18 protein-coding genes are annotated in these 21,327 nt (G+C 71.7%); 7 read left to right on the forward strand and 11 right to left on the reverse strand.

What is annotated here, in order from left to right; genetic code table 11:
* Nucleotides 1-118: 118 nt before the first annotated feature.
* The 6 genes from ABZ693_RS03270 to ABZ693_RS03295 form a co-directional block, all read right to left on the reverse strand.
* Entirely contained in the window at nucleotides 119-817 is a 699-nt protein-coding gene (locus tag ABZ693_RS03270) for an ester cyclase (RefSeq protein WP_359872762.1), read from the reverse strand.
* A gap of 82 nt (nucleotides 818-899) precedes the next feature.
* Nucleotides 900-1,919, reverse strand: a complete 1,020-nt coding sequence (locus tag ABZ693_RS03275) for a hydroxyacid dehydrogenase (protein WP_359872764.1) — start codon at nucleotides 1,917-1,919, stop codon at nucleotides 900-902.
* A 17-nt stretch (nucleotides 1,920-1,936) separates the two neighbouring features.
* Nucleotides 1,937-2,818, reverse strand: a complete 882-nt coding sequence (locus ABZ693_RS03280) for a carbohydrate ABC transporter permease (RefSeq protein WP_359872766.1) — start codon at nucleotides 2,816-2,818, stop codon at nucleotides 1,937-1,939.
* Complete coding sequence (locus ABZ693_RS03285; RefSeq protein WP_359872768.1) at nucleotides 2,815-3,705, reverse strand: carbohydrate ABC transporter permease; 891 nt, start codon at nucleotides 3,703-3,705, stop codon at nucleotides 2,815-2,817. The genes ABZ693_RS03280 and ABZ693_RS03285 overlap by 4 nt, the downstream gene beginning before the upstream one ends.
* Nucleotides 3,706-3,709: 4 nt before the next feature.
* Nucleotides 3,710-5,053 carry an ABC transporter substrate-binding protein gene (locus ABZ693_RS03290; RefSeq protein WP_435842328.1) on the reverse strand — a complete coding sequence of 448 codons (1,344 nt, stop codon included), beginning with the start codon at nucleotides 5,051-5,053 and terminating at the stop codon, nucleotides 3,710-3,712.
* Nucleotides 5,054-5,126: 73 nt separating this feature from the next.
* Nucleotides 5,127-6,245: a substrate-binding domain-containing protein gene (locus ABZ693_RS03295; protein WP_359872772.1), complete on the reverse strand. Its 1,119-nt coding sequence runs from the start codon at nucleotides 6,243-6,245 to the stop codon at nucleotides 5,127-5,129.
* Between the two features lie 352 nt (nucleotides 6,246-6,597).
* On the opposite strand from ABZ693_RS03295, the gene ABZ693_RS03300 reads away from it, so the two are divergent.
* Nucleotides 6,598-8,412, forward strand: coding sequence for a DUF2264 domain-containing protein (locus ABZ693_RS03300; RefSeq protein WP_359872774.1), 1,815 nt, complete (start codon nucleotides 6,598-6,600; stop codon nucleotides 8,410-8,412).
* Nucleotides 8,409-9,956, forward strand: coding sequence for a right-handed parallel beta-helix repeat-containing protein (locus tag ABZ693_RS03305; protein ID WP_359872776.1), 1,548 nt, complete (start codon nucleotides 8,409-8,411; stop codon nucleotides 9,954-9,956). Before ABZ693_RS03300 ends, ABZ693_RS03305 begins: the two co-directional genes overlap by 4 nt.
* A gap of 73 nt (nucleotides 9,957-10,029) precedes the next feature.
* On the opposite strand, the gene ABZ693_RS03310 is transcribed toward ABZ693_RS03305, so the two are convergent.
* Both ABZ693_RS03310 and ABZ693_RS03315 read right to left on the reverse strand, forming a co-directional pair.
* A complete protein-coding gene (locus tag ABZ693_RS03310; RefSeq protein ID WP_359872778.1) occupies nucleotides 10,030-10,803 on the reverse strand; it encodes an SDR family NAD(P)-dependent oxidoreductase in 774 nt (257 codons plus the stop codon).
* Nucleotides 10,804-10,933: 130 nt separating this feature from the next.
* Nucleotides 10,934-11,659, reverse strand: a complete 726-nt coding sequence (locus tag ABZ693_RS03315; RefSeq protein ID WP_359872780.1) for an MOSC domain-containing protein — start codon at nucleotides 11,657-11,659, stop codon at nucleotides 10,934-10,936.
* A 90-nt stretch (nucleotides 11,660-11,749) separates the two neighbouring features.
* Here ABZ693_RS03315 and ABZ693_RS03320 point away from each other — a divergent pair, with 90 nt between their 5' ends.
* Nucleotides 11,750-12,673 (forward strand): LysR family transcriptional regulator, encoded by a 924-nt coding sequence (locus tag ABZ693_RS03320; RefSeq protein ID WP_359872782.1) that lies wholly within the window; start codon nucleotides 11,750-11,752, stop codon nucleotides 12,671-12,673.
* A gap of 510 nt (nucleotides 12,674-13,183) precedes the next feature.
* Here ABZ693_RS03320 and ABZ693_RS03325 read toward each other — a convergent pair.
* Nucleotides 13,184-13,552, reverse strand: a complete 369-nt coding sequence (locus ABZ693_RS03325; protein ID WP_359872784.1) for a WhiB family transcriptional regulator — start codon at nucleotides 13,550-13,552, stop codon at nucleotides 13,184-13,186.
* Between the two features lie 483 nt (nucleotides 13,553-14,035).
* On the opposite strand from ABZ693_RS03325, the gene ABZ693_RS03330 reads away from it, so the two are divergent.
* From ABZ693_RS03330 to ABZ693_RS03345, 4 genes are all read left to right on the forward strand, one after another.
* Nucleotides 14,036-14,647, forward strand: a complete 612-nt coding sequence (locus ABZ693_RS03330) for a response regulator transcription factor (RefSeq protein WP_003948568.1) — start codon at nucleotides 14,036-14,038, stop codon at nucleotides 14,645-14,647.
* 255 nt (nucleotides 14,648-14,902) lie between these two features.
* The gene (locus ABZ693_RS03335; RefSeq protein WP_359872786.1) at nucleotides 14,903-15,514 is read left to right on the forward strand and encodes a sigma-70 family RNA polymerase sigma factor; all 612 of its coding nucleotides are present in this window, start codon (nucleotides 14,903-14,905) and stop codon (nucleotides 15,512-15,514) included.
* 182 nt (nucleotides 15,515-15,696) lie between these two features.
* Nucleotides 15,697-17,199, forward strand: a complete 1,503-nt coding sequence (gene guaB / locus ABZ693_RS03340; RefSeq protein ID WP_359872788.1) for an IMP dehydrogenase — start codon at nucleotides 15,697-15,699, stop codon at nucleotides 17,197-17,199.
* A gap of 108 nt (nucleotides 17,200-17,307) precedes the next feature.
* Complete coding sequence (locus tag ABZ693_RS03345; RefSeq protein ID WP_359872790.1) at nucleotides 17,308-18,432, forward strand: GuaB3 family IMP dehydrogenase-related protein; 1,125 nt, start codon at nucleotides 17,308-17,310, stop codon at nucleotides 18,430-18,432.
* A 743-nt stretch (nucleotides 18,433-19,175) separates the two neighbouring features.
* Here the strand turns inward: ABZ693_RS03345 and ABZ693_RS03350 are convergent.
* Nucleotides 19,176-19,670 carry a hypothetical protein gene (locus ABZ693_RS03350; protein ID WP_359872792.1) on the reverse strand — a complete coding sequence of 165 codons (495 nt, stop codon included), beginning with the start codon at nucleotides 19,668-19,670 and terminating at the stop codon, nucleotides 19,176-19,178.
* A 114-nt stretch (nucleotides 19,671-19,784) separates the two neighbouring features.
* Nucleotides 19,785-21,038, reverse strand: coding sequence for a nucleotide sugar dehydrogenase (locus tag ABZ693_RS03355; RefSeq protein WP_359872794.1), 1,254 nt, complete (start codon nucleotides 21,036-21,038; stop codon nucleotides 19,785-19,787).
* Nucleotides 21,039-21,327: the final 289 nt, after the last annotated feature.

Below are 21,327 nucleotides of genomic sequence, written 5' to 3' on the forward strand. Positions count from 1 at the left end.
GGCCCGGTGCTCCCGTCGCGGGAGCACCGGGCCTCGCCCTTTTTCGTGACGCTCGTTCCCGTGACGCTCGTTCCCGTGACGCGCGCAGGACTTCCGTCAGGCCTTGCTCAGGGCACGCTCAGGCTTCGACGGCGCCGAGCTGAGCCATCAGGCTGAGCCGGTCGTACTGCCACCAGCCCTCGGCGATCTTCCCGTCGTCCTGGAAGCGGTGGACGCACATCCCGGTCATCGTCACGTCGATCCCGGTCGGCTGGAGCCCCATGAAGTCGCCGCTGTGGCTCGCCCGCCAGGTCCAGCGGGTGCACACCCGGTCGCCCTCGGCGAGCTGGTCGTCCACGGTGAACGCGAAGTCGAACCCGCTCCGCCACATCTCCACGACGCGCCTGAACGCGTCCATGCCGATGGCGTCCTGCTCGTTGGCGGGATCGTGATCGTGGTAGTTCTCGGTCAGCACCGCGTCGAGCAGCGCCAGCTCGGGTTCGTGGGCCAGCATGTCGAGCAGCCGCCGGGACTGGGCCTTGTACAGCCCCTCGTCCCGTACGACGTCCAGGTCCGTGAACGACGGCATCTCGTCGCAGAGCGCGATCATCTCGCGGAAGATCCGGTCGGTCTCCGGCAGCTGCGAGTTGCGCATGGCCACGTCGTACGACGGGAATTCGACGATCTCCACGACATGGGAGGCGTCCGAGCGGTCCCGGCCGACGGTGCTGTGGGTGGCGGTGCGTTTGCCCTGGGTCTGCTCGACCCACTGGTCCATGAGCCGGTTCAGCTCGTCGATCCGACTGGTCTTGCAGTCGATGATTTGTACGAAGGTCATGGCGCCTCCCGACCCGGATGGGACCATTCCAGTCTAGGTCGGGAGGCGGGTGGCGGCCGTTCGGCGGACGGAGCGTGCCCGATCAGGCGGAACGCGTCAGATCGTCCGCCCGTACCTCTTCCAGGAACGGCTCCCCGCGCCCGTACCGCGCGATCTCCTCCAGGGCCTGGTCGGCCATGCGGTGGAGCTCGTTGCCGAGCGAACCGGCGACGTGCGGGGTGAGCAGCACGTTGGGCAGGGTGTAGAGCGGCGAGTCGGCGGCCGGGAGTTCGGGGTCGGTGACGTCGAGGACGGCGTGCAGCCGGCCCGAGGTCAGATGGGGGAGCAGCGCGTCCTCGTCGACGAGCGAGCCGCGCGAGGTGTTGACCAGGGTCGCGCCGTCCGGCATCGAGGCGAGCTGGGCGGCGCCGATCATGCGGTACGTGGCGGGCAGTTGGGGCGCGTGGACGGAGACGATCGAGCTGCGCGCGCACAGTTCGTCGAGGCCCACCAGCTCCACGCCGGGCGGCGGCGTCGTCACGTACGGGTCGTGCAGCAGCACCTCCAGGTCGAAGGGGCGCAGCAGGTCGAGGACCCGGCGGCCGATGCGGGAGGCGCCGACGATGCCGACCGTACGGCGGTAGTTGCCCCAGCCCGCGGACTCCTCGACCCAGGGCTGGTCGGTGCGCAGCGCGGCGTACTGCTGGGCCGAGCGCAGCACCCGCTTCCCGGCGAACAGGATCGCGGCGACCGTGTACTCGGCGACCGGCAGCGCGTTGGCGGCGGCGGCCGAGGTGACCGTGATGCCGCGCTCCCAACAGGCCTCGGTGATGTGGTGCTTGATGGAGCCGGCGGCGTGCACGACGGCCTTGAGGCGGGGCGCGCGGTCGAGCACCTCGGCGGTGAGCGGGGTGGCGCCCCAGCAGGTGAGGAGGATCTCGGCCTCGGCGAGGGCGGCCGCGACCGCCGGACCGGGGGAGTCCAGGTCGTAGGCGACCAGATGAGGGTCGGTACGGGTGAGCGCGGCCAGCCGGTCGCGGTGGGCGTCGGTGAGCAGGCGTTCGGCGATGCCGGAGCCCATGGAGAGGAGGAGTGCGGGGCGGGTGTCAGTGATCGGAGGCATCCTGGGACCTGTGGTCTTCACTTGACGCTGCCGGCGGTGAGACCGGCCTTCCAGTGGCGCTGCAGGGAAACGAAGGCGACGACGAGGGGGACGACGGCGAGCAGGGATCCGGTGACGACGAGCGGGTAGAAGCCGGGCTCGGCGTGGGCGTTGCTGTTCCACGCGTACAGACCGAGGCTCAGCGGGAAGAGCTTCTGGTCCGACAGCATCACCAGGGGGAGGAAGAAGTTGTTCCAGATCGCGGTGAACTGGAACAGGAAGACGGTCACGAAGCCGGGCATGAGCATGCGCAGGCCGATGGACCAGAAGATGCGCAGTTCGCCCGCGCCGTCGATGCGGGCGGCTTCGAGGGCCTCGCCGGGGACGTAGCCGGAGCTGAACACGCGGGAGAGGTAGACGCCGAAGGGGTTGACGAGGACGGGGATGAAGACCGCCCAGAAGGTGTTGACGATGCCCACTTTGCTGGCGAGCAGGTACATGGGCAGCGCGAGCGCGGTCGTCGGGACGAGTACGCCGAGCAGGACGACGCCGAACAGCTTCTCCTTGCCCGGGAAGTCGTACTTGTCGAAGGCGTAGCCGGCGGCGACGCTGACGAGCGAGCAGACGAGGGCACCGAGGCCCGCGTACAGCAGGCTGTTCAGGTACCAGTGGAAGTAGACGCCGTCGTTGTACTCGGCGAGCCGGCCGAGGTTGCCGCCGAGGTCGAAGCCCTCGAAGGAGAAGGCGTTTCCGGCGAGGAGTCCGCCGGCGTCCTTGGTGGCGGCGGTGAGCAGCCAGACGAGCGGGAAGAGCATGTAGACGACGGCGAGGACGAGGGCGCCGTTGACGGCGGTCTTCGACAGCCAGACGTTGCGGGAGCGGGGCTTGCCGCCGCCGGTCGTACGGGTGCTGGTGGTCATGCCGTCTTCTCCTTCCGGCGGCCGGTCAGCCGGGTCACGGCGAAGGAGAGCAGCGCGGCCGTCAGCGCGAGCAGGACGGACGCGGCCGCGGCGAGGCCGTAGTCGTTGCGGTCGAACGCGGCGGTGTACGCGTACATGTTGGGCGTCCAGGTCGAGGTCACGGCGGAGCCGGTGCCCTTGTTGAGGATCAGCGGCTCGGTGAACAGCTGGAGCGAGCCGATGACCGTGAACAGGCCGACCATCACCAGGGACGACTTGATCAGCGGGAGTTTGATGGACAGGGCGATCCGCCAGGCGCCGGCGCCGTCGACGGTCGCGGCTTCGAGCACGGACCGGTCGATGGCCTGCAGCGCGGCGTAGAAGATCACCATGTTGTAGCCGAGCCACTCCCACAGCGCGATGTTGACCACGGAGGGCAGGGAGCCCTCGGGGGAGAAGAAGTCGAAGCCGATGCCGCCCGCCTCCATGGCGGAGACGACCGGGCTGAGCTGCGGCGTGTAGAGGTACACCCAGATCAGCGCGGCGATGATGCCGGGCACGGCGTGCGGCAGGAACAGCGCGAGCTGGAAGAAGCGGCGGGCGCGGGCGAGCGCGGAGTCGAGCAGCAGGGCGAGGCCGAGGGCTCCGGCGAGCAGCAGCGGAATGTAGAACAGGCAGTATCCGAGCAGCACGCCGAAGCCTTCGAGGAAGGCCCGGTCACCCAGTGCGGCGGTGTAGTTGTCGAGTCCGCTGAAGACGGTCTCGGTGCCGCCGAAGCCGAGCCCCGACTGCTTCTCGCTGAAGAGGCTGAGCCAGACGGCGTAGCCGATCGGCACCACCATCACCGCGGTGAACAGTACGAAGAACGGGGTCAGCAGGGTCGCCGCCGCGCGGGTGCGGGCCTTCACCGGGTCAGCCCTCGACCTTCAGGCCGCGCTTGGTCAGCTCGGCGACGGTGGCGTCGTGACCGGCCTTGACGGCGTCCGCGATGGTCGGACCGCCCTTGGCGATCTTGCCGAACTCGTCCTTGATGGTGGTGTTGGTGGTGCCGGTGGACGGGCCCCAGGCCCAGTTCTTGCCGATGGAGGCGCTGGCCTGCTCGAACAGGGCGTAGATGTCCTCGCCGCCGTAGTAGCTCGCGTCGAAGGCCGACTTGGCGACCGGGCGCAGGGCGGTCGCGGCCGGGAAGGCGCTGGAGGTGCCGGAGGCGATGCGGGCCTTCACGCCGGCCTCGGTGGTGGACATCCACTCGGCGAACTCGACCGCGGCGGCCTTCTGCTTGCTGTCCTTGGTGACGGCGAAGGAGGTGCCGCCGAGCATGCCGCTGGCGGGGGTGCCCCAGTTCGGCATGGGCGCGACGGCCCACTTGCCGCTCTGCTCGGGCAGGGTGCCCTTGAGCACGCCCGCGCCCCACGAGGCGCCGAGGTAGCCGATCGTGGTGCCGTTCTTCAGGGAGCCGGTCCACTCGGGGCTGAAGGAGGCGTTCTTGTGGACGAGATCGGCGTCGATCAGGCCCTGCCAGTAGGTGGCGACCTTGGTGGTGGCCGGGTCGGTGGTGTTCACCTTCCAGGTCTCGTTCTCGGCCTTGAACCACTGGGCGCCGGCCTGCCAGGCCATGGCCTCGAAGGTGGTCGGGTCGTCCGGGAAGAAGGTGGCGATGCGGGCCTTGGCGTCGGCCTTCTTCACCTTCTCGGCGGCGGCCTTGAAGTCGTCCCAGGTCTTGGGGACCTCGACCTTGTACTTCTCGAACAGGTCCTTGCGGTAGTAGAAGGCCTGCGGCGAGGCGTCGAAGGGGACGGCCCAGCTCTTGCCGCCGAGGGTGGTGAGCTCGACGGCCTGCGGCAGCAGCTTGGCGCGGTCCTGCTCGGTGAACTGGTCGCCGATGTCGGCGAGGGCGCCGGACGAGACGAACTCGGGGAGCGAGGCGTACTCGATGGAGACGAGGTCGGGGGCGTTGCCCGCCTTGACCGCGTTGGAGATCTTGGCGTAGCCGCCGGCGGTGCCGGAGGGGATCTCCTCGTACTTCACCCGGATCTTCTTCTGGGAGGAGTTGAACGCGTCGACCACCTCCTTGGAGCCCTTGGCCCAGCCCCAGAAGGTGATGTTCACCGGGCCGGACGAGGATGACGACGAGGCATCGGAGTCACCGCTGCCGCCACAGGCCGTCAGGACGGCGAGGGCGGTGGCGGTACCGGCTATGACACGGGTGGTTCTGGTCCAACTGGGGATCACGTCGCGGCTCCTGTGACACGGCATGGGCGGTTGGGCGTGATCTTTGGCCGGTTTGTGAGCGAAGTCAAGAGCGAAAGATTGATTGATCGAAAAAAGATCAGATCGTGTTCGCGGGCGGGGCCCCGCACGAGGACCGCACCCGCAGCCGCGGCAGCAGGCTCAGATGTCGCCGCGCGGCCTCCTCGCCGGCCTCGTCCCCGGCGCCCTCCGTCAGCCGCTCCACCAGGAGTTCGGTGGCGTGCCGGCCCACCTGGCGCTTCGGCGGGGCGACCGCCGTGAGCGGGGTGTCGGCGAGCGCGGCGACCTCGTCGTCGTACGCGATCAGAGCCAGGTCCTCCGGTACCCGGACGCCGAGTTCGGCCAGCCGCTGCACGATCTGGATGGCGTCCACGTCGTTGTGCACCAGGGCCGCGCTCGCCTGCCCCGAGACGACCACCTCGTGCAGCGCCCGGACCGCCCGCTCGAAACCGTTCGGATCGATCTCGGCCGGTACGGAGTCGATCACCGGGCGGGGCGCGGTGAGGCCCAGCGTGGTCAGCGCCTCGGCGTACCCGGCGCGCACCGCGAGCGCCGTCGGGCTGTCCCCGCGGGCCACCAGGAGCGGGGTCGCGTGGCCGAGCCCGAGTAGATGGCGGACGGCGAGCAGCACCCCGTGCGCGTGGTCCGAGGCCACCCGGTCCAGGCCGTCGAGCGGACTGCCCGGCGCGGCCCGGCGCTCCAGGAGCACGGCCGGCACCGGGAGTTCGGCCAGCCAGTCGCCGTACGTCTCGCGGTCCTCCGGGCCCTGCCAGGCGGGCGCGACGAGCAGGCCCTCGGCGCCCGCCGCGAGCAGCCCCTCGGTGCGGGCCCGGTCCTCCTCCGGGCGGTAGTCGGAGATCCGCAGGATGAGCCGGGCGCCGGCCCGCGCGGCGGCCTCGTGCGCGCCCCGGATGACCTCGGCGAAGTAGTACGTGGCGGAGGGCGCGAGCAGGCCGAGCACCAGGCCGCCGGGGCCGGCCGGGGCCGATCCGGGGGCCCCGGCGGCCTGCGCGCGGGGCCAGGAGACCTGGCCGTGCACCCGGTCGAGCCGGCCCTGGGCGGCCAGTGCCTCGACGTCCCGCCGGGCGGTGACGGGGGAGACCCCGAGCAGCCCGGCCAGGTCGGAGACACGGGCCGTGCCGCGCTGGCGCACCAGGCTCAGAAGTCGGGCGTGTCGTTCGGCAGCACTCTCGCGCACGGTGCGGTTTCCCCCTAGCGGTGGTGGTGGTGTCCCGACCTTAGATCAAGGTGGTGACGGAAATGATCGAACGGTGGAGTTTCGATCATTCGCTCCAGATCTCTTGACGTTCGATCGAAGCGTGATCAGGATTCCCGGCGACGCCGTCGTCCACCCCACGGAATCCACCTGGATCCCCAGGATCCTCCTGAAAGTCTCAGGAAACCCTGAAATCCCCTGGAATCCCCCGGAGTTCCGGAGCTCGCAGGCCCCTAGAGGCTCCCGAGTCCCAGCAGCCCCGCGGATTCCCGGGAACCCTCAGCGCCTCCAGAGCCCCAGGAGTCCCGGGAGTCCCAGAATCCCAGGGAGCATCATGCCCACGCCGCCCGAGAACCGTGAGCTCAGCCCGTACACCGGCTGGACCCGCGCCCACTGGGAGGACACGGCCGACCGACTGCTCGCCGCCGTCCGCCCGTACGCCTCACCCGGCGGCGCCCTCGTCGACCTCCCCGGCGCCCGCCCCAGCTGGTCCGGCCCCCGCTCCGACGGCCTGGAGGGCTACGCCCGCACCTTCCTGCTCGCCGCGCTGCGCGCCGCCCACGGCGACGACCCGCACCACCACCTCGACCGCTACGCCACCGGCCTCGCCGCCGGCACCGCGCGCCCCGGCGGCGACGGCCCCGACGACTGGCCGCTGCTGCCCGGCACCCGCCAGGCGATCGTCGAATCCGCCTCCGTCGCCCTCGCCCTGCGCCTCACCCGCCGCCGGCTGTGGGACCACCTCGACGACGCCGTCCGCGCCCGCGTCGCCGACTGGCTGCTGCCCGCCCTCGACCCGTCCCCGGTCGACAACAACTGGTGGCTCTTCGGCCTCACCGTCGCCGGCTTCCTCCAGGACGCCGGCATCGAGACCGACCGCGCCGCCGCCACCATCGACCGCTCCCTCGACCGGATCGAGTCCTGGTACCTCGGCGACGGCTGGTACAGCGACGGCGACAACCGCGCCTTCGACCACTACAACTCCTGGGCCCTGCACTTCTACCCGGTCCTGCACGCCCACCTCGCCGGCGACCGCGCCCTCCTCGACCGCTACGGCCCCCGGCTGCGCGCCCAGCTCGACGACCACGTCCACCTCTTCGACGCGAACGGCGCCCCCGTCCCGTACGGGCGATCCCTCACCTACCGCTTCGCCGCCGCCGCGGCCCCCTGGCTCGGCGCCCTCACCGGACACACCCCGCTCACCCCCGGCGCCACCCGCCGCCTCGCCTCCGGGACCCTGCGCCACTTCCTCGACCGCGGCGCCACCGACGCGCGCGGACTGCTCACACTCGGCTGGCACGGCCCGTACGACCCCGTCATCCAGCCCTACTCCGGCCCCGGCTCCCCCTACTGGGCGTCCAAGGGCTTCCTCGGCCTGCTGCTCCCCGCCGACCACCCCGCCTGGACCGCACCCGAGGAACCGCTGCCCGCCGAACGCGCCGACACCGTACGGCCCTTCGGGCCCACCGGACTGCTCGTCCAGACCACCGCCGCCGACGGACTCGTCCGCATGCACAACCACGGCAGCAACCACGTCGGCGGGGACGACGACCCCGGCTACGCCCGCTACGCCTACTCCACCCGTACGGGCCCCACCACCGTCCCCGACCCCGCCGACAACCACTTCGCCCTGCTCCGCGCCGACGGCACCGCGACCGCCCGCGGCCCCGCCACCCCGCTCGGCACCGGCCCCGACCAGGCCCTGTCCGCGCACCGCCCGCTGCCCGGCGTACGGGTCCACTCCGGCACCCTCGCGCACGGCCGCGCCGAAGTCCGCGCCCACCTCGTCCTCGGCGCCCCGGAAGGGACCCCCGTACGGCAGACCGGCTGGGCCGTCCCGGCCGACGGCGACGGCCCCGTCTCCCAGCTGCACCCGGTCCACGGCTACGCCCCCGAGGCCGCCGAACTCCCCACCGGCGCCACCCTCCAGGGCCCCGGACCCACCCGCACCCCGGCCCTGCACGGCACCACGAGCGGACCCGCCGCGCTCTTCGTGGCCCTCGCGTCCCTGACGGGCGAACCCGGACCGGCCCCCGTGGCCGCACTCGCAGACGTCCGGGTCACCGACGCCCACACGGTCGTCGTGACCTGGCTGAACGGCACCACCGCACGCATGTCTCTCGAAGCCCCCGATTCGGAGGATCAGTGACCCCGAGCCGTACCCGTACCCGTACCGCCCTCGCGACGGCCGCCGCCCTCGCCCTGCCGCTGCTCGCCACCGCCCTCGCCCCGGCGGCACAGGCCGCGCCCAAGCCCGGCGACCGCCACCACGTCGACTGCTCCGCCCCGGCGGGCGGCGACGGCAGCGTCCGGCACCCCTGGAACACCCTCGCCCAGGCCAACGCCCACCCCTACGGGCCCGGCGACCGGCTGCTGCTCAAGCGCGGCACCACCTGCACCGGCACCCTCGCGCCGCAGGGCGCCGGCTCGGCCGCGTACCCCTTCACCATCGCCGACTACGGCGACGCCGCGGGCCGGGCCGTCGTCGACGGCGCCGGCGCGCACGACGCCGTCCTGCTCGCCAACACGCGGTACGTCCGGCTCACCCGGCTGGAGATCACCAACGCCGCCGCCCCCGGCAGCGAACGCAACGGCGTCCGCCTGCGCCTCGCCGACTACGGCGCGGCCCGCGGCATCACCCTCGACCACCTGTCCATCCACGACGTGCGCGGCGGCGACTACAAGACCCTCACCGGGTCCAGCGCCGTCCACATCGCCGTCGAGGGCACCGACGTGCCCAGCTGGTACGAGGGCCTGGAGATCCACCACAACGACATCCGGGACGTGGACCGCGAGGGCATTTATTTCAAGTCCCGCTTCTCCAAGCGGGATCTGGTCGGTAACCAGCAGGACCCCGTCGCCTACCCCGGCGCGTGGACCCCCAGCCGCGGCGTCCGCGTCCACCACAACACGCTGACCTCGATCGCCGGTGACGGCATCAAGCTCGACACCACCAGCGGCGCCCGCGTCGACCACAACCGCATCGACGGCTTCCAGCTCCGCTCGCCCTCCGCCAACGCCGGCATCTGGACCTTCAACACCGACGACACGACCATCGAGTACAACGAGGTCTCCGGCGGCGGCAACACCAAGGACGGCATGTCCTTCGACGCCGACGGCGCGTCGCGCAACACCGTCTTCCAGTACAACAACAGCCACGACAACAAGGGCGGCTTCCTGCTGATCTGCCCCTACAGCGGCGCGCGGACCCTCGGCACCGTGGCCCGCTACAACGTCAGCGTCGACGACGGCGCCCGGCTGATCCAGAACTGCTGGGGCCCGATCATCGACACGAAGATCTACAACAACACCTTCGTGAACCGCACCACCACACCGGCCTACCTCGTCCAGGACGACGCCGGCAGCCCCGCCACCACCCGGCACGAGATCGCCGTCAGCAACAACATATTCGTCAACGAAGGCGCGGCGGGCGGCTACGGATTCAAGAACCCGACCCCCGGGCTCGCCTTCTCTCACAACCTCTTCCACGGCATCGCCATGACCCGCCCCAACCCCGGCGGCGTCGAGGCCGATCCGCTGCTCCGCCCCGACCTCCGGCTCGGCGCCGGCTCCCCGGCCCTGTCCGCCGGCACGCTGATCGCGGACAACGGCGGCAGGGACTGGTTCGGGAACGCGGTGTCGGCGACGGCCACCCCCAACATCGGGGCATATGCCGGAGTGGGCCTGAAGTAATCCCCTCAGGGATCTCAGGGAGCTCAGGGAGCTCAGGGAGCTCAGGGATCCCGGGGATTCCTCCACACCGTTCCTACCGGGGGCCGTACTTGCGCCCCGCCTTCGAGGACACCCCGCCGAGCAGTCCGCGCGGGGCCAGCTTCACCACACCCATCAGCGCCTTGTAACGGGGATCCGGGACGGACAGCGTCCGGCCCCGGGCCAGATCGGCCAGCGCCGCGGTCACCAGCTTGTCCGCGTCCAGCCACATCCAGCCCGGGATGTTGTCCGTCCCCATCCCCGCGCGCTCGTGGAACTCCGTCCGCACGAACCCGGGGCACAGCGCCATCAGCCGCACCCCGCTGCTCGCGAGATCCCGCGCCGCGCCCTGGGTGAACTGCACGACCCACGCCTTCGACGCCCCGTACGTGCCGCGCGGCACGAACGCGGCCACCGAGGCGACGTTCACCACCCCGCCCCGGCCTCGCGACCGCATCGACCCGGCCGCCGCCGAGGTCAGCCGCAGCACCGCCTCGCAGTGCACCTTCAGCATCGTCAGTTCGTCGGCCATGGACACTTCGAGGAAACGGCCCTTGTTGCCGAACCCGGCGTTGTTCACCAGGAGATCGACCGGGCGCCGGGCGTCGGAGAGCCGCGCCTCGACGGCCGCGATCCCCTCCTCCTCGGCCAGATCCGCCGCCAGCACCTCGGCCTCGATGCCGTGCCGGTCGTGCAACTCGGTGGCCTGCTCACGCAGTCGCTTCACATTGCGGGCCACCAGGACCACGTCGTGCCCGTCGGCGGCCAGCCGCCGCGCGAAGGCGGCGCCGATGCCCGCGGTCGCGCCCGTAATCAGTGCAGTCGTCATACGCGGCACGTTAGCCCGCGCGGTGGGAACAACGGACCGGGGAAACGTTCCGCCCGCCTGCACGGAGGGGGTCGCCGGGCCGGTGGCCAGGCCGACGACACCCCGTCATATGCCGGAATGCGAGCCCTGCTTAGGCCGACTCGGCGGCGTTGCTCTCCCCGTCGTCGCCCGTGGACCGCGCCGCGTCCGGACCGTACTTCTCCGCGTACCTACGGGCCAGTCCGAGCAGCCCCGCCTCCATCCAGTCCGCGGCCACCAGCATGTCCGGCAGCAGCGAACGGTCGGCCGTCGCCGCGTGGTGCAGCCGCGCGACCGTGATGCCGTGGTCCGGCCGGTGGACGATCTCCATCGGGTCGCCCGCCCGGATCTCGCCCGGCGTGATCACCCGCAGCAGCGCGCCCGGCCCCGCCCCCGACGCGTTGAACCGGCGCACCCAGCCGTTCTCCTCGAGGAATCCGGCGAAGGTGCGGCACGGGATGCGGCCGCCGGTCACCTCCAGCACCAGGTCCTCGCCGATCCGCCAGCGCTCGCCGATCAGGGCGTTGTTCACGTCGAGCCCGCGCGTGGTGAGGTTCTCGCCGAACGCGCCCGGGGCGAAGGTACGGCCCAGCTCGCGCTCCCAGGTGTCGAGGTCCTCGCGCGCGAAGGCGTAGACCGCGCGGTCGTAGCCCCCGTGGAAGCGGAGGTCGCACACCGTGTCCCCGGCGACCCCGCTCGCCCCCGTCCCGGCCGGCCCCGGCGCCTCGACCCGTACGGGCCCGCTCACCGGCCGCTTGTCGATCCCCGTGGTCCCCGAGGAGGCGTTGGTGTAGTCCACGACCTTCGGTCGCCCCACGTTCACACTCAGCAGTTCCATGGGGGCACCCTAATCAGCCGGATGGATCCATGTCTCAAAGTTGACCTGCGATATTCGTTCCATGACCCAAGCCTCGCTTATGCTCGAAGCATGATCGAGGCCCGCCACCTCCGCGTCCTGCGCGCCGTCGCCGCCACCGGTTCCTTCTCCGCCGCCGCGCGCGAACTGGGCTGCACCCAGCCCGCGGTGAGCCAGCAGATGAAGGCGCTCGAAGCCTCCGCCGGCACCCCGCTGCTGGTCCGCGCCGGCCGCGAGATGCGGCTCACCCAGGCCGGCGAGGCCCTGGTGCGGCACGCCTCCGGCATCCTCGCCGGACTGACCGCCGCCGAGGAGGAGGTCGCCGCCATCGCGGGCCTGCGGGCCGGCCGGGTCCGGCTCGTCTCCTTCCCCAGCGGCAGCTCCGCGCTCGTCCCCGCCGCCCTCGCCGCCCTGCGCGCCGCCCACCCCGGCACCCGGGTCTCCCTCGTGGAGGCCGAGCCGCCGCGCTCGGTCGAGATGCTGCGCGAGGGCGACTGCGACGTGGCCCTCGCCTTCCGCTACGGGGTCGGCCCGGACACCTGGGACGACCTGGTGGTCCGCCCGCTGCTCGCCGACCGGCTCGTCGGGCTCGTCCCCGAGGACCACCGGCTGGCCGGCGCGGAACGCGTCACGATCGGCGAACTCGCCGAGGACCCCTGGATCGCGGGCTGCCCGCGCTGCCGCCGCCAGCTGGTCGACGTCTGCCGCGAGGCCGGCTTCACCCCGCGCATCGACTTCGCCACCGACGACTACCCGGCCGTGATGGGCCTCGTGGGCGCGGGCCTGGGCGTGGCCGTCCTGCCGCAGCTCGCCATCGAGTCGGTACGGCCGCGCGGCGCCGTCGCCGTGACGGTCGAGCCGGCCGTGGAGCGCGAGATCGTCGCCCTGACCCTGCCGGACCTGGAGCAGGTCCCCGCCGTCGCCGCCACCCTCGACGAACTCACCCGTGCCGCCGCCCGGGCCGCGGCGACCTCGGGCGTGGCCACGCGCGCGTAGCGGCAGTCCGGAAGCGGCGGGCTCGCGGCCTCGCGCGCGGAGGGCGTCCGAGAGCGGCGGGGCTCATGGCTTCGCGTGCGTAAGCGGCTGTCCGGCCGATGGCGGCCGGGCCGGGGCGCGCGGTCCGGCCCGGCCGGCGCGGCAAAAACACGGCGCGCGACACGTACGCGCGAGAGCGGCGCCGGGCCTCCGGGAGCGGTGTGCGGCGCGCCGGGCGGGGCCGTTCGGGTGAGGTGTCCGGGCGGGCGTCCGGGTGATCCGTCCACCGGCCGTCCGGGTGAGCTCCGCCCTCGCCCGGCGGAGCGCCCGAGGGCTCGGGGCCGCGCGCCCCGGGGCCGTTCGCGTGAGGGCGTGCGGGCCGTCGGAGTGAGCGGCCCGCGGCGGACCAGGGCCGGGCGGGTGACCGGGTTCGGCCGCACGGGTGGGGCGGCGCACGGTGACGGGTGCGGGCCCCGGAGCGGCGGCACCGGGTGGGCGGATCTCAGGTCATGATGCCGAAGAAACGTTCCTTCAGGCGTGCGCCACGCCGGCCGACGGTGCCGCGCGCGTCACGCCCGCGTCCGTCCCGGCCGCCGGGGCCGTCGTGGTCGTGACCAGGCGGTTGCGCGCCCGGCCCATGAGTTCTTCGCGCTCGTCCTCGGTGAGGCCGCCCCAGACGCCGTAGGGCTCCCGTACGGCGAGCGCGTGTGCCGCGCACTCCGCGCGTACCGGGCACCGCATACAGACCTCTTTCGCCGAGTTCTCGCGCGCACTCCGTGCCGCGCCGCGCTCTCCCTCGGGGTGGAAGAACAGGGAACTGTCGACTCCGCGGCAAGCCGCGAGGAGCTGCCAGTCCCACAGATCGGCGTTGGGTCCGGGAAGGCGGGAGAAATCTGCCATTGCGCTAGTCCCCTTAAGACCGTGTCGAACGGATACGGGTGAGGTGGGCGGATGGATGGCTGATCAGTGGGTGGTCGATGGCCGGCCGGTGTGCTTTCGCTCCCCTGGGTTCGCGGCTGCCCGCTCTCGCGGGACCGAACCCGACCGTACAACTACTGACTGAGTAGATGTAAATATGACTCATTGCGAATCTAGCCACAGACACCGCAAAAAGGGAAGAAAACCCGCTAAACGGGGCATAGCTTCGGCTGAAGGACAGGTGACCTGCGGCGCTCTCCTCCGTGTGCGGACCCTCACGTAGAGTGCCGAAGGCGGCCGTCCGACCCGTAACTCTTTCGAGTGACCGTCGTTGAGAGTGCGGAGGCGGTTGAAGGAACAAGCGCTCGGGCAGGTGTCCGAGGGCGTCAACCGCACAGGTGACGATACGTACCAGCCCTGGAGGCTCAAGGTGACGCGCATCAGCTGCGAGAGCGGCGGTCGGCCATGACATCCGTCCTCGTCTGCGACGACTCCCCGCTTGCCCGAGAGGCGCTCCGCCGCGCGGTCGCGACCGTGCCCGGCGTCGAGCGGGTGACCACCGCGGCCAACGGCGAGGAAGTCCTCCGCCGCTGGGGTGCGGACCGCTCGGACCTCATCCTGATGGACGTGCGGATGCCCGGCCTGGGCGGCGTGGAGACCGTCCGTCGGCTGCTCTCCGCGGACCCCGGCGCCCGCATCATCATGCTCACCGTGGCCGAGGACCTCGACGGTGTCGCGCTCGCCGTGGCCGCCGGTGCCCGTGGCTATCTGCACAAGGACGCCTCGCGCGCCGAGCTGCGGGCCACCGTCACCCAGGCGCTCGCCGACCCGACCTGGCGGCTCGCCCCGCGCCGGCTCCGGTCGGCCGAGATGGGCGCGGCGCCCACCCTCACGGCCCGGGAGATCCAGGTCCTGGAGGGCATGAGCCACGGGCGGTCCAACGCCGAGATCGGCCGGGAGCTCTTCCTGTCCGAGGACACGGTCAAGACGCACGCCCGCCGTCTCTTCAAGAAGCTGGGCGCCTCGGACCGCGCGCACGCCGTCGCGCTCGGATTCCGCTGGGGCCTGGTCCGCTGACCCGCGGCCACCGGCCGTGTCCCCGTCCGCCGAGCGGCGGACGGGGTGGGCTTGTGTCACTTACCTGTGGGATGCCGCATCCTTGAAGGCGTGGAGTTCCTCGGGGACGAGACGAGTGAGCCAAGCGAGCCGGTGGAAAACGAGCGGAAGGGGAGGGCGCAGGAGATGAGTCCCGGCGCACCTGCTCATAACGCTTCGGTGCACAACTACGGGCGCGGTACCGCGAACGGGCAGGCACCGAGGCACCATGGAGCGATGCGCGACGACGAGACCGCGGGGACACCCGTGCCCGCCGGGCAGGGGGAGATCGGTGCCCTCGTTCGTCGTGCCGTCGAGGGCGACGAGCAAGCCACGCACGATCTCCTCGCGCGTGTGCACCCGCTCGCCCTGCGCTATTGCCGTACGCGACTGAACCGGCTTCCCGGTGACGCGCGTCACTTCGTGGAGGACCTCGCCCAGGAGGTCTGCGTCGCCGTCCTGATGGCGCTGCCGCGCTACAAGGACACGGGCAGGCCGTTCGAGGCCTTCGTCTTCGCCATCGCCGGGCACAAGGTCGCCGACCTCCAGCGGGCCGCGATGCGGCACCCTGGATCGACGGCGGTGCCCTCCGACGAGATGCCGGAGCGGCCCGACGACTCGCTCGGGCCGGAGGAGCGGGCGCTGCTCAGCGACGACGCCGAGTGGGCGAAGAAGCTGCTGGCCAACCTCCCGGAGAACCAGCGCGAGCTGCTGGTGCTGCGGGTGGCCGTCGGGCTGACCGCGGAGGAGACCGGACGGATGCTCGGGATGTCCCCGGGCGCGGTCCGGGTGGCCCAGCACCGTGCGCTCAGCCGGCTGCGGGCCCTGGCGGAGCACTCGCATCTGTAGTGCCCGCGACACTTGTCACACTGTAAGAACCGCGAGACTCAAGGAGCGTCGGCACCTCGACGCTCCTTGCGCGTACATAGATTCGTACAAATGTCCTTGGTGATCTTGTTCGTGGAATGAGACGCGGCCCTAGGCCGTTAGCATGGACATCCGCACCGATCAAGGCGTTTGGGGAAGGTGTCATGACCAACATCGACGGAGTGCCCGAGAAATTCGCGACACTCGGGCTGACCTACGACGATGTGCTGCTGCTGCCGGGCGTCTCGGACATGTCTCCCGACCAGATCGACACCGCCTCGTACATCTCGAAGAACGTCAAGGTGAACGTCCCGCTGCTGTCCGCGGCGATGGACAAGGTCACCGAGTCCCGGATGGCCATCGCCATGGCCCGCCAGGGCGGCGTCGGCGTCCTGCACCGCAACCTCTCCATCGCCGACCAGGCCAACCAGGTCGACCTGGTCAAGCGCTCCGAGTCCGGCATGGTCACCGACCCGATCACCGTGCACCCCGACGCCACGCTCGCCGAGGCCGACGCGATCTGTGCGAAGTTCCGCATCAGCGGTGTCCCGGTCACCGACCCGGCCGGCAAGCTGCTCGGCATCGTCACCAACCGTGACATGGCCTTCGAGTCGGACCGCAGCCGCCAGGTGCGCGAGGTCATGACCCCGATGCCGTTGGTCACCGGCAAGGTCGGCATCTCCGGCGTGGACGCCATGGAGCTGCTGCGCCGCCACAAGATCGAGAAGCTGCCGCTGGTCGACGAGGCCGGTCTGCTCAAGGGCCTCATCACGGTCAAGGACTTCGTCAAGGCCGAGAAGTACCCGAACGCCGCCAAGGACTCGAGCGGCCGCCTCCTCGTCGGTGCCGCCGTCGGCGTCGCCGGCGACTCGTACGAGCGCGCCCAGGCCCTGATCGAGGCGGGCGTCGACTTCATCGTCGTCGACACCGCGCACGGCCACTCCCGCTTGGTCGGCGACATGATCGCCAAGATCAAGTCGAACGCCTCGGTGGACGTCATCGGCGGCAACGTCGCCACCCGCGACGGCGCCCAGTCGCTCGTCGACGCCGGTGCCGACGGCATCAAGGTCGGTGTCGGCCCGGGCTCCATCTGCACCACCCGTGTGGTCGCCGGTGTCGGCGTCCCGCAGGTCACGGCCATCTACGAGGCCTCCCTCGCCGCCAAGGCGGCCGGTGTCCCGGTCATCGGCGACGGCGGCCTGCAGTACTCCGGCGACATCGCCAAGGCGCTCGTCGCGGGCGCCGACACCGTGATGCTCGGCTCGCTGCTCGCGGGCTGCGAGGAGTCCCCGGGCGAGCTGCTCTTCATCAACGGCAAGCAGTTCAAGTCGTACCGCGGCATGGGCTCGCTGGGCGCCATGCAGACCCGCGGCGACCGCAAGTCCTTCTCCAAGGACCGCTACTTCCAGGAGGGCGTCGCCTCCGACGAGCAGCTGATCCCCGAGGGCATCGAGGGCCAGGTGCCCTACCGCGGCCCGCTCGCCTCGGTCGTGCACCAGCTGGTCGGCGGTCTGCGCCAGTCGATGTTCTACGTCGGCGGCCGCACCGTCCCCGAGGTCCAGGAGCGGGGCCGGTTCGTCCGGATCACCTCGGCGGGCCTCAAGGAGAGCCACCCGCACGACATCCAGATGACGGTCGAGGCGCCGAACTACAGCAACAAGCGGTAACCGCGCGCCACGCGGCAGGGGGCGGCTCCGGCAGAGGCCGGAACCGCCCCTTCTGCGTGGTTCGGGGATACTGGTAGGCGCAGACACAGAGGGAAAGGCCACACACACGTGACTGAGATCGAGATCGGGCGCGGAAAGCGCGGCCGCAGGGCGTACGCGTTCGACGACATCGCCGTCGTACCCAGTCGGCGCACCCGGGACCCGAAGGAGGTCTCGATCGCCTGGCAGATCGACGCCTACCGCTTCGAGCTGCCGTTCCTGGCCGCCCCCATGGACTCGGTCGTCTCGCCGCAGACCGCCATCCGCATCGGCGAGCTGGGCGGCCTCGGTGTGCTGAACCTCGAGGGCCTGTGGACCCGCTACGAGGACCCGCAGCCGCTGCTCGACGAGATCGCCGGCCTCGACGAGGCCACCGCGACCCGCCGTCTGCAGGAGATCTACGCCGCGCCGATCCAGGAGGACCTGATCGGGCAGCGCATCAAGGAGGTGCGCGACGCGGGTGTGGTCACCGCCGCCGCGCTCTCCCCGCAGCGCACCGCGCAGTTCTCGAAGGCCGTCGTCGACGCGGGCGTGGACATCTTCGTCATCCGCGGCACGACCGTCTCCGCCGAGCACGTCTCCGGCGCCGCAGAGCCGCTGAACCTGAAGCAGTTCATCTACGAGCTCGACGTGCCGGTCATCGTCGGCGGCTGCGCCACGTACACCGCGGCCCTGCACCTCATGCGCACCGGCGCGGCCGGCGTCCTCGTCGGCTTCGGCGGCGGCGCGGCGCACACCACGCGCAACGTGCTCGGCATCCAGGTCCCGATGGCCACCGCCGTCGCGGACGTGGCCGCCGCCCGCCGCGACTACATGGACGAGTCCGGCGGCCGCTACGTGCACGTGATCGCCGACGGCGGCGTGGGCTGGTCCGGCGACCTGCCCAAGGCCATCGCCTGCGGTGCCGACTCGGTCATGATCGGCTCCCCGCTGGCCCGCGCCACCGACGCGCCCGGCAAGGGCCACCACTGGGGCATGGAGGCCGTCCACGAGGACGTGCCGCGCGGCAAGCTGGTCGACCTCGGCATCGTCGGCACCACCGAGGAGATCCTCACCGGCCCGTCGCACACCCCGGACGGCTCGATGAACTTCTTCGGCGCCCTGCGCCGCGCGATGGCCACGACCGGCTACAGCGAGCTCAAGGAGTTCCAGCGCGTCGAGGTCACGGTCGCGGACTCGCAGCACAAGCGCTGACCCGCGAGCGCGCCCCACGACGCGGGGAGCGCGACGCACGACGTACGAGAGCCCCGTACCGCCGAAGGATGGCGGTACGGGGCTCTCGCGTGTCACGGCGCACGGTATGACGCGCGGAATGTCTGTAGTGCGTGACGGGGCGCGTGGTGTGACAAGGGGGCGCGCGGTTGTTTTCGGGGCGAATACGGGTGGAGGCGTGGATTCCGGGCGGTAGCGTCGGTTCCGGGCGCCCCAGCTGTGCGGGGCCGCCCCCTTCCACTGGATATGACATCCGGACCTCGCCCTCGGGGCCCGGCCCGATATCCGACGGATCGCTCACCGGGTCACTGGGCGATAGCGCGGAAGGGGGCGTGCCCATGGGACGCCACCGCAAGCCCACTCGCTGGGACCGGATCCGTCTGTGGACGGTGAAGTACCGGAGGAGGTGGATCTTGCGGCTTTTCGGATGGTGAGCGGCCGCCCCCATATGCAGTAGGGGCGGACACCCGTGATCCATTCAGGAGCCCATGCGCAGCGACCAACTGCGGTGGGCTCCACCTTTTTCGGGCGGTGAGCGGCCGCCCCCAAACACGGTAGGGGCGGACACCCGCGATCCATCCAGGAGCCCATGCATAACGACCAACTGCGGTAGGCCCCGTCACTTCGTACCGTACCGGAGGTGGCCCGGGTCGGCAGGTGTCCTGTGGAGCACGGGCGTCGTCGCGCGCCCCCTCGGGCCGCTGGCGCGCCGGGGCCGGTCGGTCCTACGCGGCGGCCTTCTTCGAGCCGCTGAACGCGGCGAACGCGGCGAGGGCGAAGAACAGGAACGTCAGCGGGTCCAGGTCTTCCTTCCACGCCTGCGTGAGGACGTCGAAGTGGTCGACGAACAGTGTGGTCGCCGAGACGCCGAGCTCCTTGCCGCCGATGATCGCGAGAGCGACGAGCTGGCCGACGTAGACGGCGCCCAGCGAGAGGACGGCGCTGACCACGGGCAGAACGGGGTTGCGGCCGCCGGCCTTGCCCGCGGCGAAGCCGACCAGGAAGCCGACACCCACCGCGGCCCAGCCGATCTCGCGCTCGATGGCGCCGGCGACGCCGCCGTAGACGCCGCCCGCGACGAGCGCGGCGACGACGGCCGCGACGAGGCCGAGGCCGACGCGGGAGGGCGCCGGCGGGACGGGCGGGGCCGGCGGCATCGGGGCCGGCCCGGCGGCACCCTGCGCGAACGGGTTGCCGGGCGGCGGAACGGACTGGCTCATGAGCGGGATCCCCCCAGGGACGGTGTGTCGCACGGATGTCGCACGAGCGTGCGAGCGTCCGGAGGCTAGCAGCGTCCACCGACAACGCACCGCGGCTTTCGGCGGTACGCGGGGTCAGAGCCGGTGGGCCGCGCCCATCGGGGTGGCGCCGCGGGTGTCCAGGAGGAGCTGGGCCTTCACGGACAGGCCCTGGAGGTCGTACGTGCGGTGGTGCTGGAGCAGGATCGTCAGGTCGGCGTGGGCGGCGGCCTCGTAGAGGGAGTCGGCGCGCGGGACCGGGCGTTCGCGGACGCGCCAGTCGAGGGTGTACGGATCGTGGTAGCTGACCGCCGCGCCCAGGTCCATCAGGCGGCGGGCGATCTCCTCGGCCGGTGAGCCCTGGCGGTCGGCGAGATCGGGCTTGTAGGTGATCCCGAGCAGCAGGATCCTGGCCCCGCGGGCGGACTTGCCGTGTTCGTTGAGAAGTGTGGCGGCGCGCTGGACGGCATAGGCCGGCATGCGCTCGTTGATCTGGCCGGCGAGTTCGACCAGGCGCAGCGGGCGGTGGCCGTCGACGGTGTCCACGGGGACGCCGTGGCCGCCGACGCCGGGGCCCGGGCGGAACGCCTGGAAGCCGAAGGGCTTGGTCTCGGCGCAGCGGATGACGTCCCAGAGGTCGACGCCCAGCTCGTGGCAGAGCACGGCCATCTCGTTGACGAGGGCGATGTTGACGTGCCGGAAATTGGTCTCCAGGAGCTTGACGGTCTCCGCCTCGCGCGGGCCGCGGGCGCGGACGACCTTGTCCGTGAGCCGGCCGTAGAAGGCGGCGGCGGACTCGGTGCACGCGGGCGTCAGGCCGCCGATCACCTTGGGGATGGCGGCGAGGCCCCGGGTGCGTCCGTGGGTGCGGCTGCCGGGGTCGAGGCGGCCGGGGGAGTACGCGAGGTGGAAGTCGCGCCCCGCGCGCAGTCGTGAGCCGGTCTCCAGGATGTCGCGCAGCGGGCCCTCGGTGGTGCCGGGCGGTACGGGGGACTCCAGGAGCACGGTGGTGTGCGGGCGGAGCCGGGCGGCGAGCGCGCGGGCGGCGTCGGTGACGGCGGTGAGGTCGAGGGCGCCGTCCGGGCCGGGCGGGGTGGGGGCGCAGATCACGGCGGTGCGGACCCGGCCCAGCTCGGCGGGGTCGGTGGTGGGCCGGAAGCCGGTGGAGAGCATCCGGCGGATCTCGGCGGCGGTGAGGGAGCCGTCGACGGGGGAGCGGCCGGCGGCGAGTTCGGTGACGGCGCGGGGGTCGGTGTCGTAGCCGACGGTGTCGACGCCGGCCGTGGTGGCTGCCTGGGCGAGGGGGAGGCCGTGGTGGCCGAGGCCGATGACGGCGAGATCAGCGGGCATGGGGGATGGGCCGTCCTTCCCAGTAGCCGGAGGGGACGCGACGCGCAACCCCTGTGGACCGAAGGGAGCCGACGCGATGTCAGACTAAGCGTAAATATGACCGATATGCGGCATTGCAAGGGTGAACGTCGCCGAGTGTTATCCACAGGCTGGGTCGAGGCGGTGGCTGAAGTCGGGGCGCCGGGCCAGAATCGAGTCTGTGGGCCGGATTCGCACAGCGATGCGGCGATCCAGCGATACGGCGATAGGGCGGTGCGGCGATACGGCGATCCGGCGGTGAAGACGACAC

It is taken from the genome of Streptomyces laurentii (assembly GCF_040635425.1).
Taxonomy (GTDB): domain Bacteria; phylum Actinomycetota; class Actinomycetes; order Streptomycetales; family Streptomycetaceae; genus Streptomyces; species Streptomyces laurentii.

Bases quoted from the DNA above. Each gene is read 5' to 3' on its own strand.
- ABZ693_RS03270 (WP_359872762.1), bottom strand. From the start codon at position 817: ATGACCTTCGTACAAATCATCGACTGCAAGACCAGTCGGATCGACGAG.
- ABZ693_RS03275 (WP_359872764.1), bottom strand. From the start codon at position 1,919: ATGCCTCCGATCACTGACACCCGCCCCGCACTCCTCCTCTCCATGGGC.
- ABZ693_RS03280 (WP_359872766.1), bottom strand. From the start codon at position 2,818: ATGACCACCAGCACCCGTACGACCGGCGGCGGCAAGCCCCGCTCCCGC.
- ABZ693_RS03290 (WP_435842328.1), bottom strand. From the start codon at position 5,053: ATGCCGTGTCACAGGAGCCGCGACGTGATCCCCAGTTGGACCAGAACC.
- ABZ693_RS03300 (WP_359872774.1), top strand. From the start codon at position 6,598: ATGCCCACGCCGCCCGAGAACCGTGAGCTCAGCCCGTACACCGGCTGG.
- ABZ693_RS03310 (WP_359872778.1), bottom strand. From the start codon at position 10,803: ATGACGACTGCACTGATTACGGGCGCGACCGCGGGCATCGGCGCCGCC.
- ABZ693_RS03315 (WP_359872780.1), bottom strand. From the start codon at position 11,659: ATGGAACTGCTGAGTGTGAACGTGGGGCGACCGAAGGTCGTGGACTAC.
- ABZ693_RS03320 (WP_359872782.1), top strand. From the start codon at position 11,750: ATGATCGAGGCCCGCCACCTCCGCGTCCTGCGCGCCGTCGCCGCCACC.
- ABZ693_RS03325 (WP_359872784.1), bottom strand. From the start codon at position 13,552: ATGGCAGATTTCTCCCGCCTTCCCGGACCCAACGCCGATCTGTGGGAC.
- ABZ693_RS03330 (WP_003948568.1), top strand. From the start codon at position 14,036: ATGACATCCGTCCTCGTCTGCGACGACTCCCCGCTTGCCCGAGAGGCG.
- ABZ693_RS03335 (WP_359872786.1), top strand. From the start codon at position 14,903: ATGCGCGACGACGAGACCGCGGGGACACCCGTGCCCGCCGGGCAGGGG.
- guaB (WP_359872788.1), top strand. From the start codon at position 15,697: ATGACCAACATCGACGGAGTGCCCGAGAAATTCGCGACACTCGGGCTG.
- ABZ693_RS03350 (WP_359872792.1), bottom strand. From the start codon at position 19,670: ATGAGCCAGTCCGTTCCGCCGCCCGGCAACCCGTTCGCGCAGGGTGCC.
- ABZ693_RS03355 (WP_359872794.1), bottom strand. From the start codon at position 21,038: ATGCCCGCTGATCTCGCCGTCATCGGCCTCGGCCACCACGGCCTCCCC.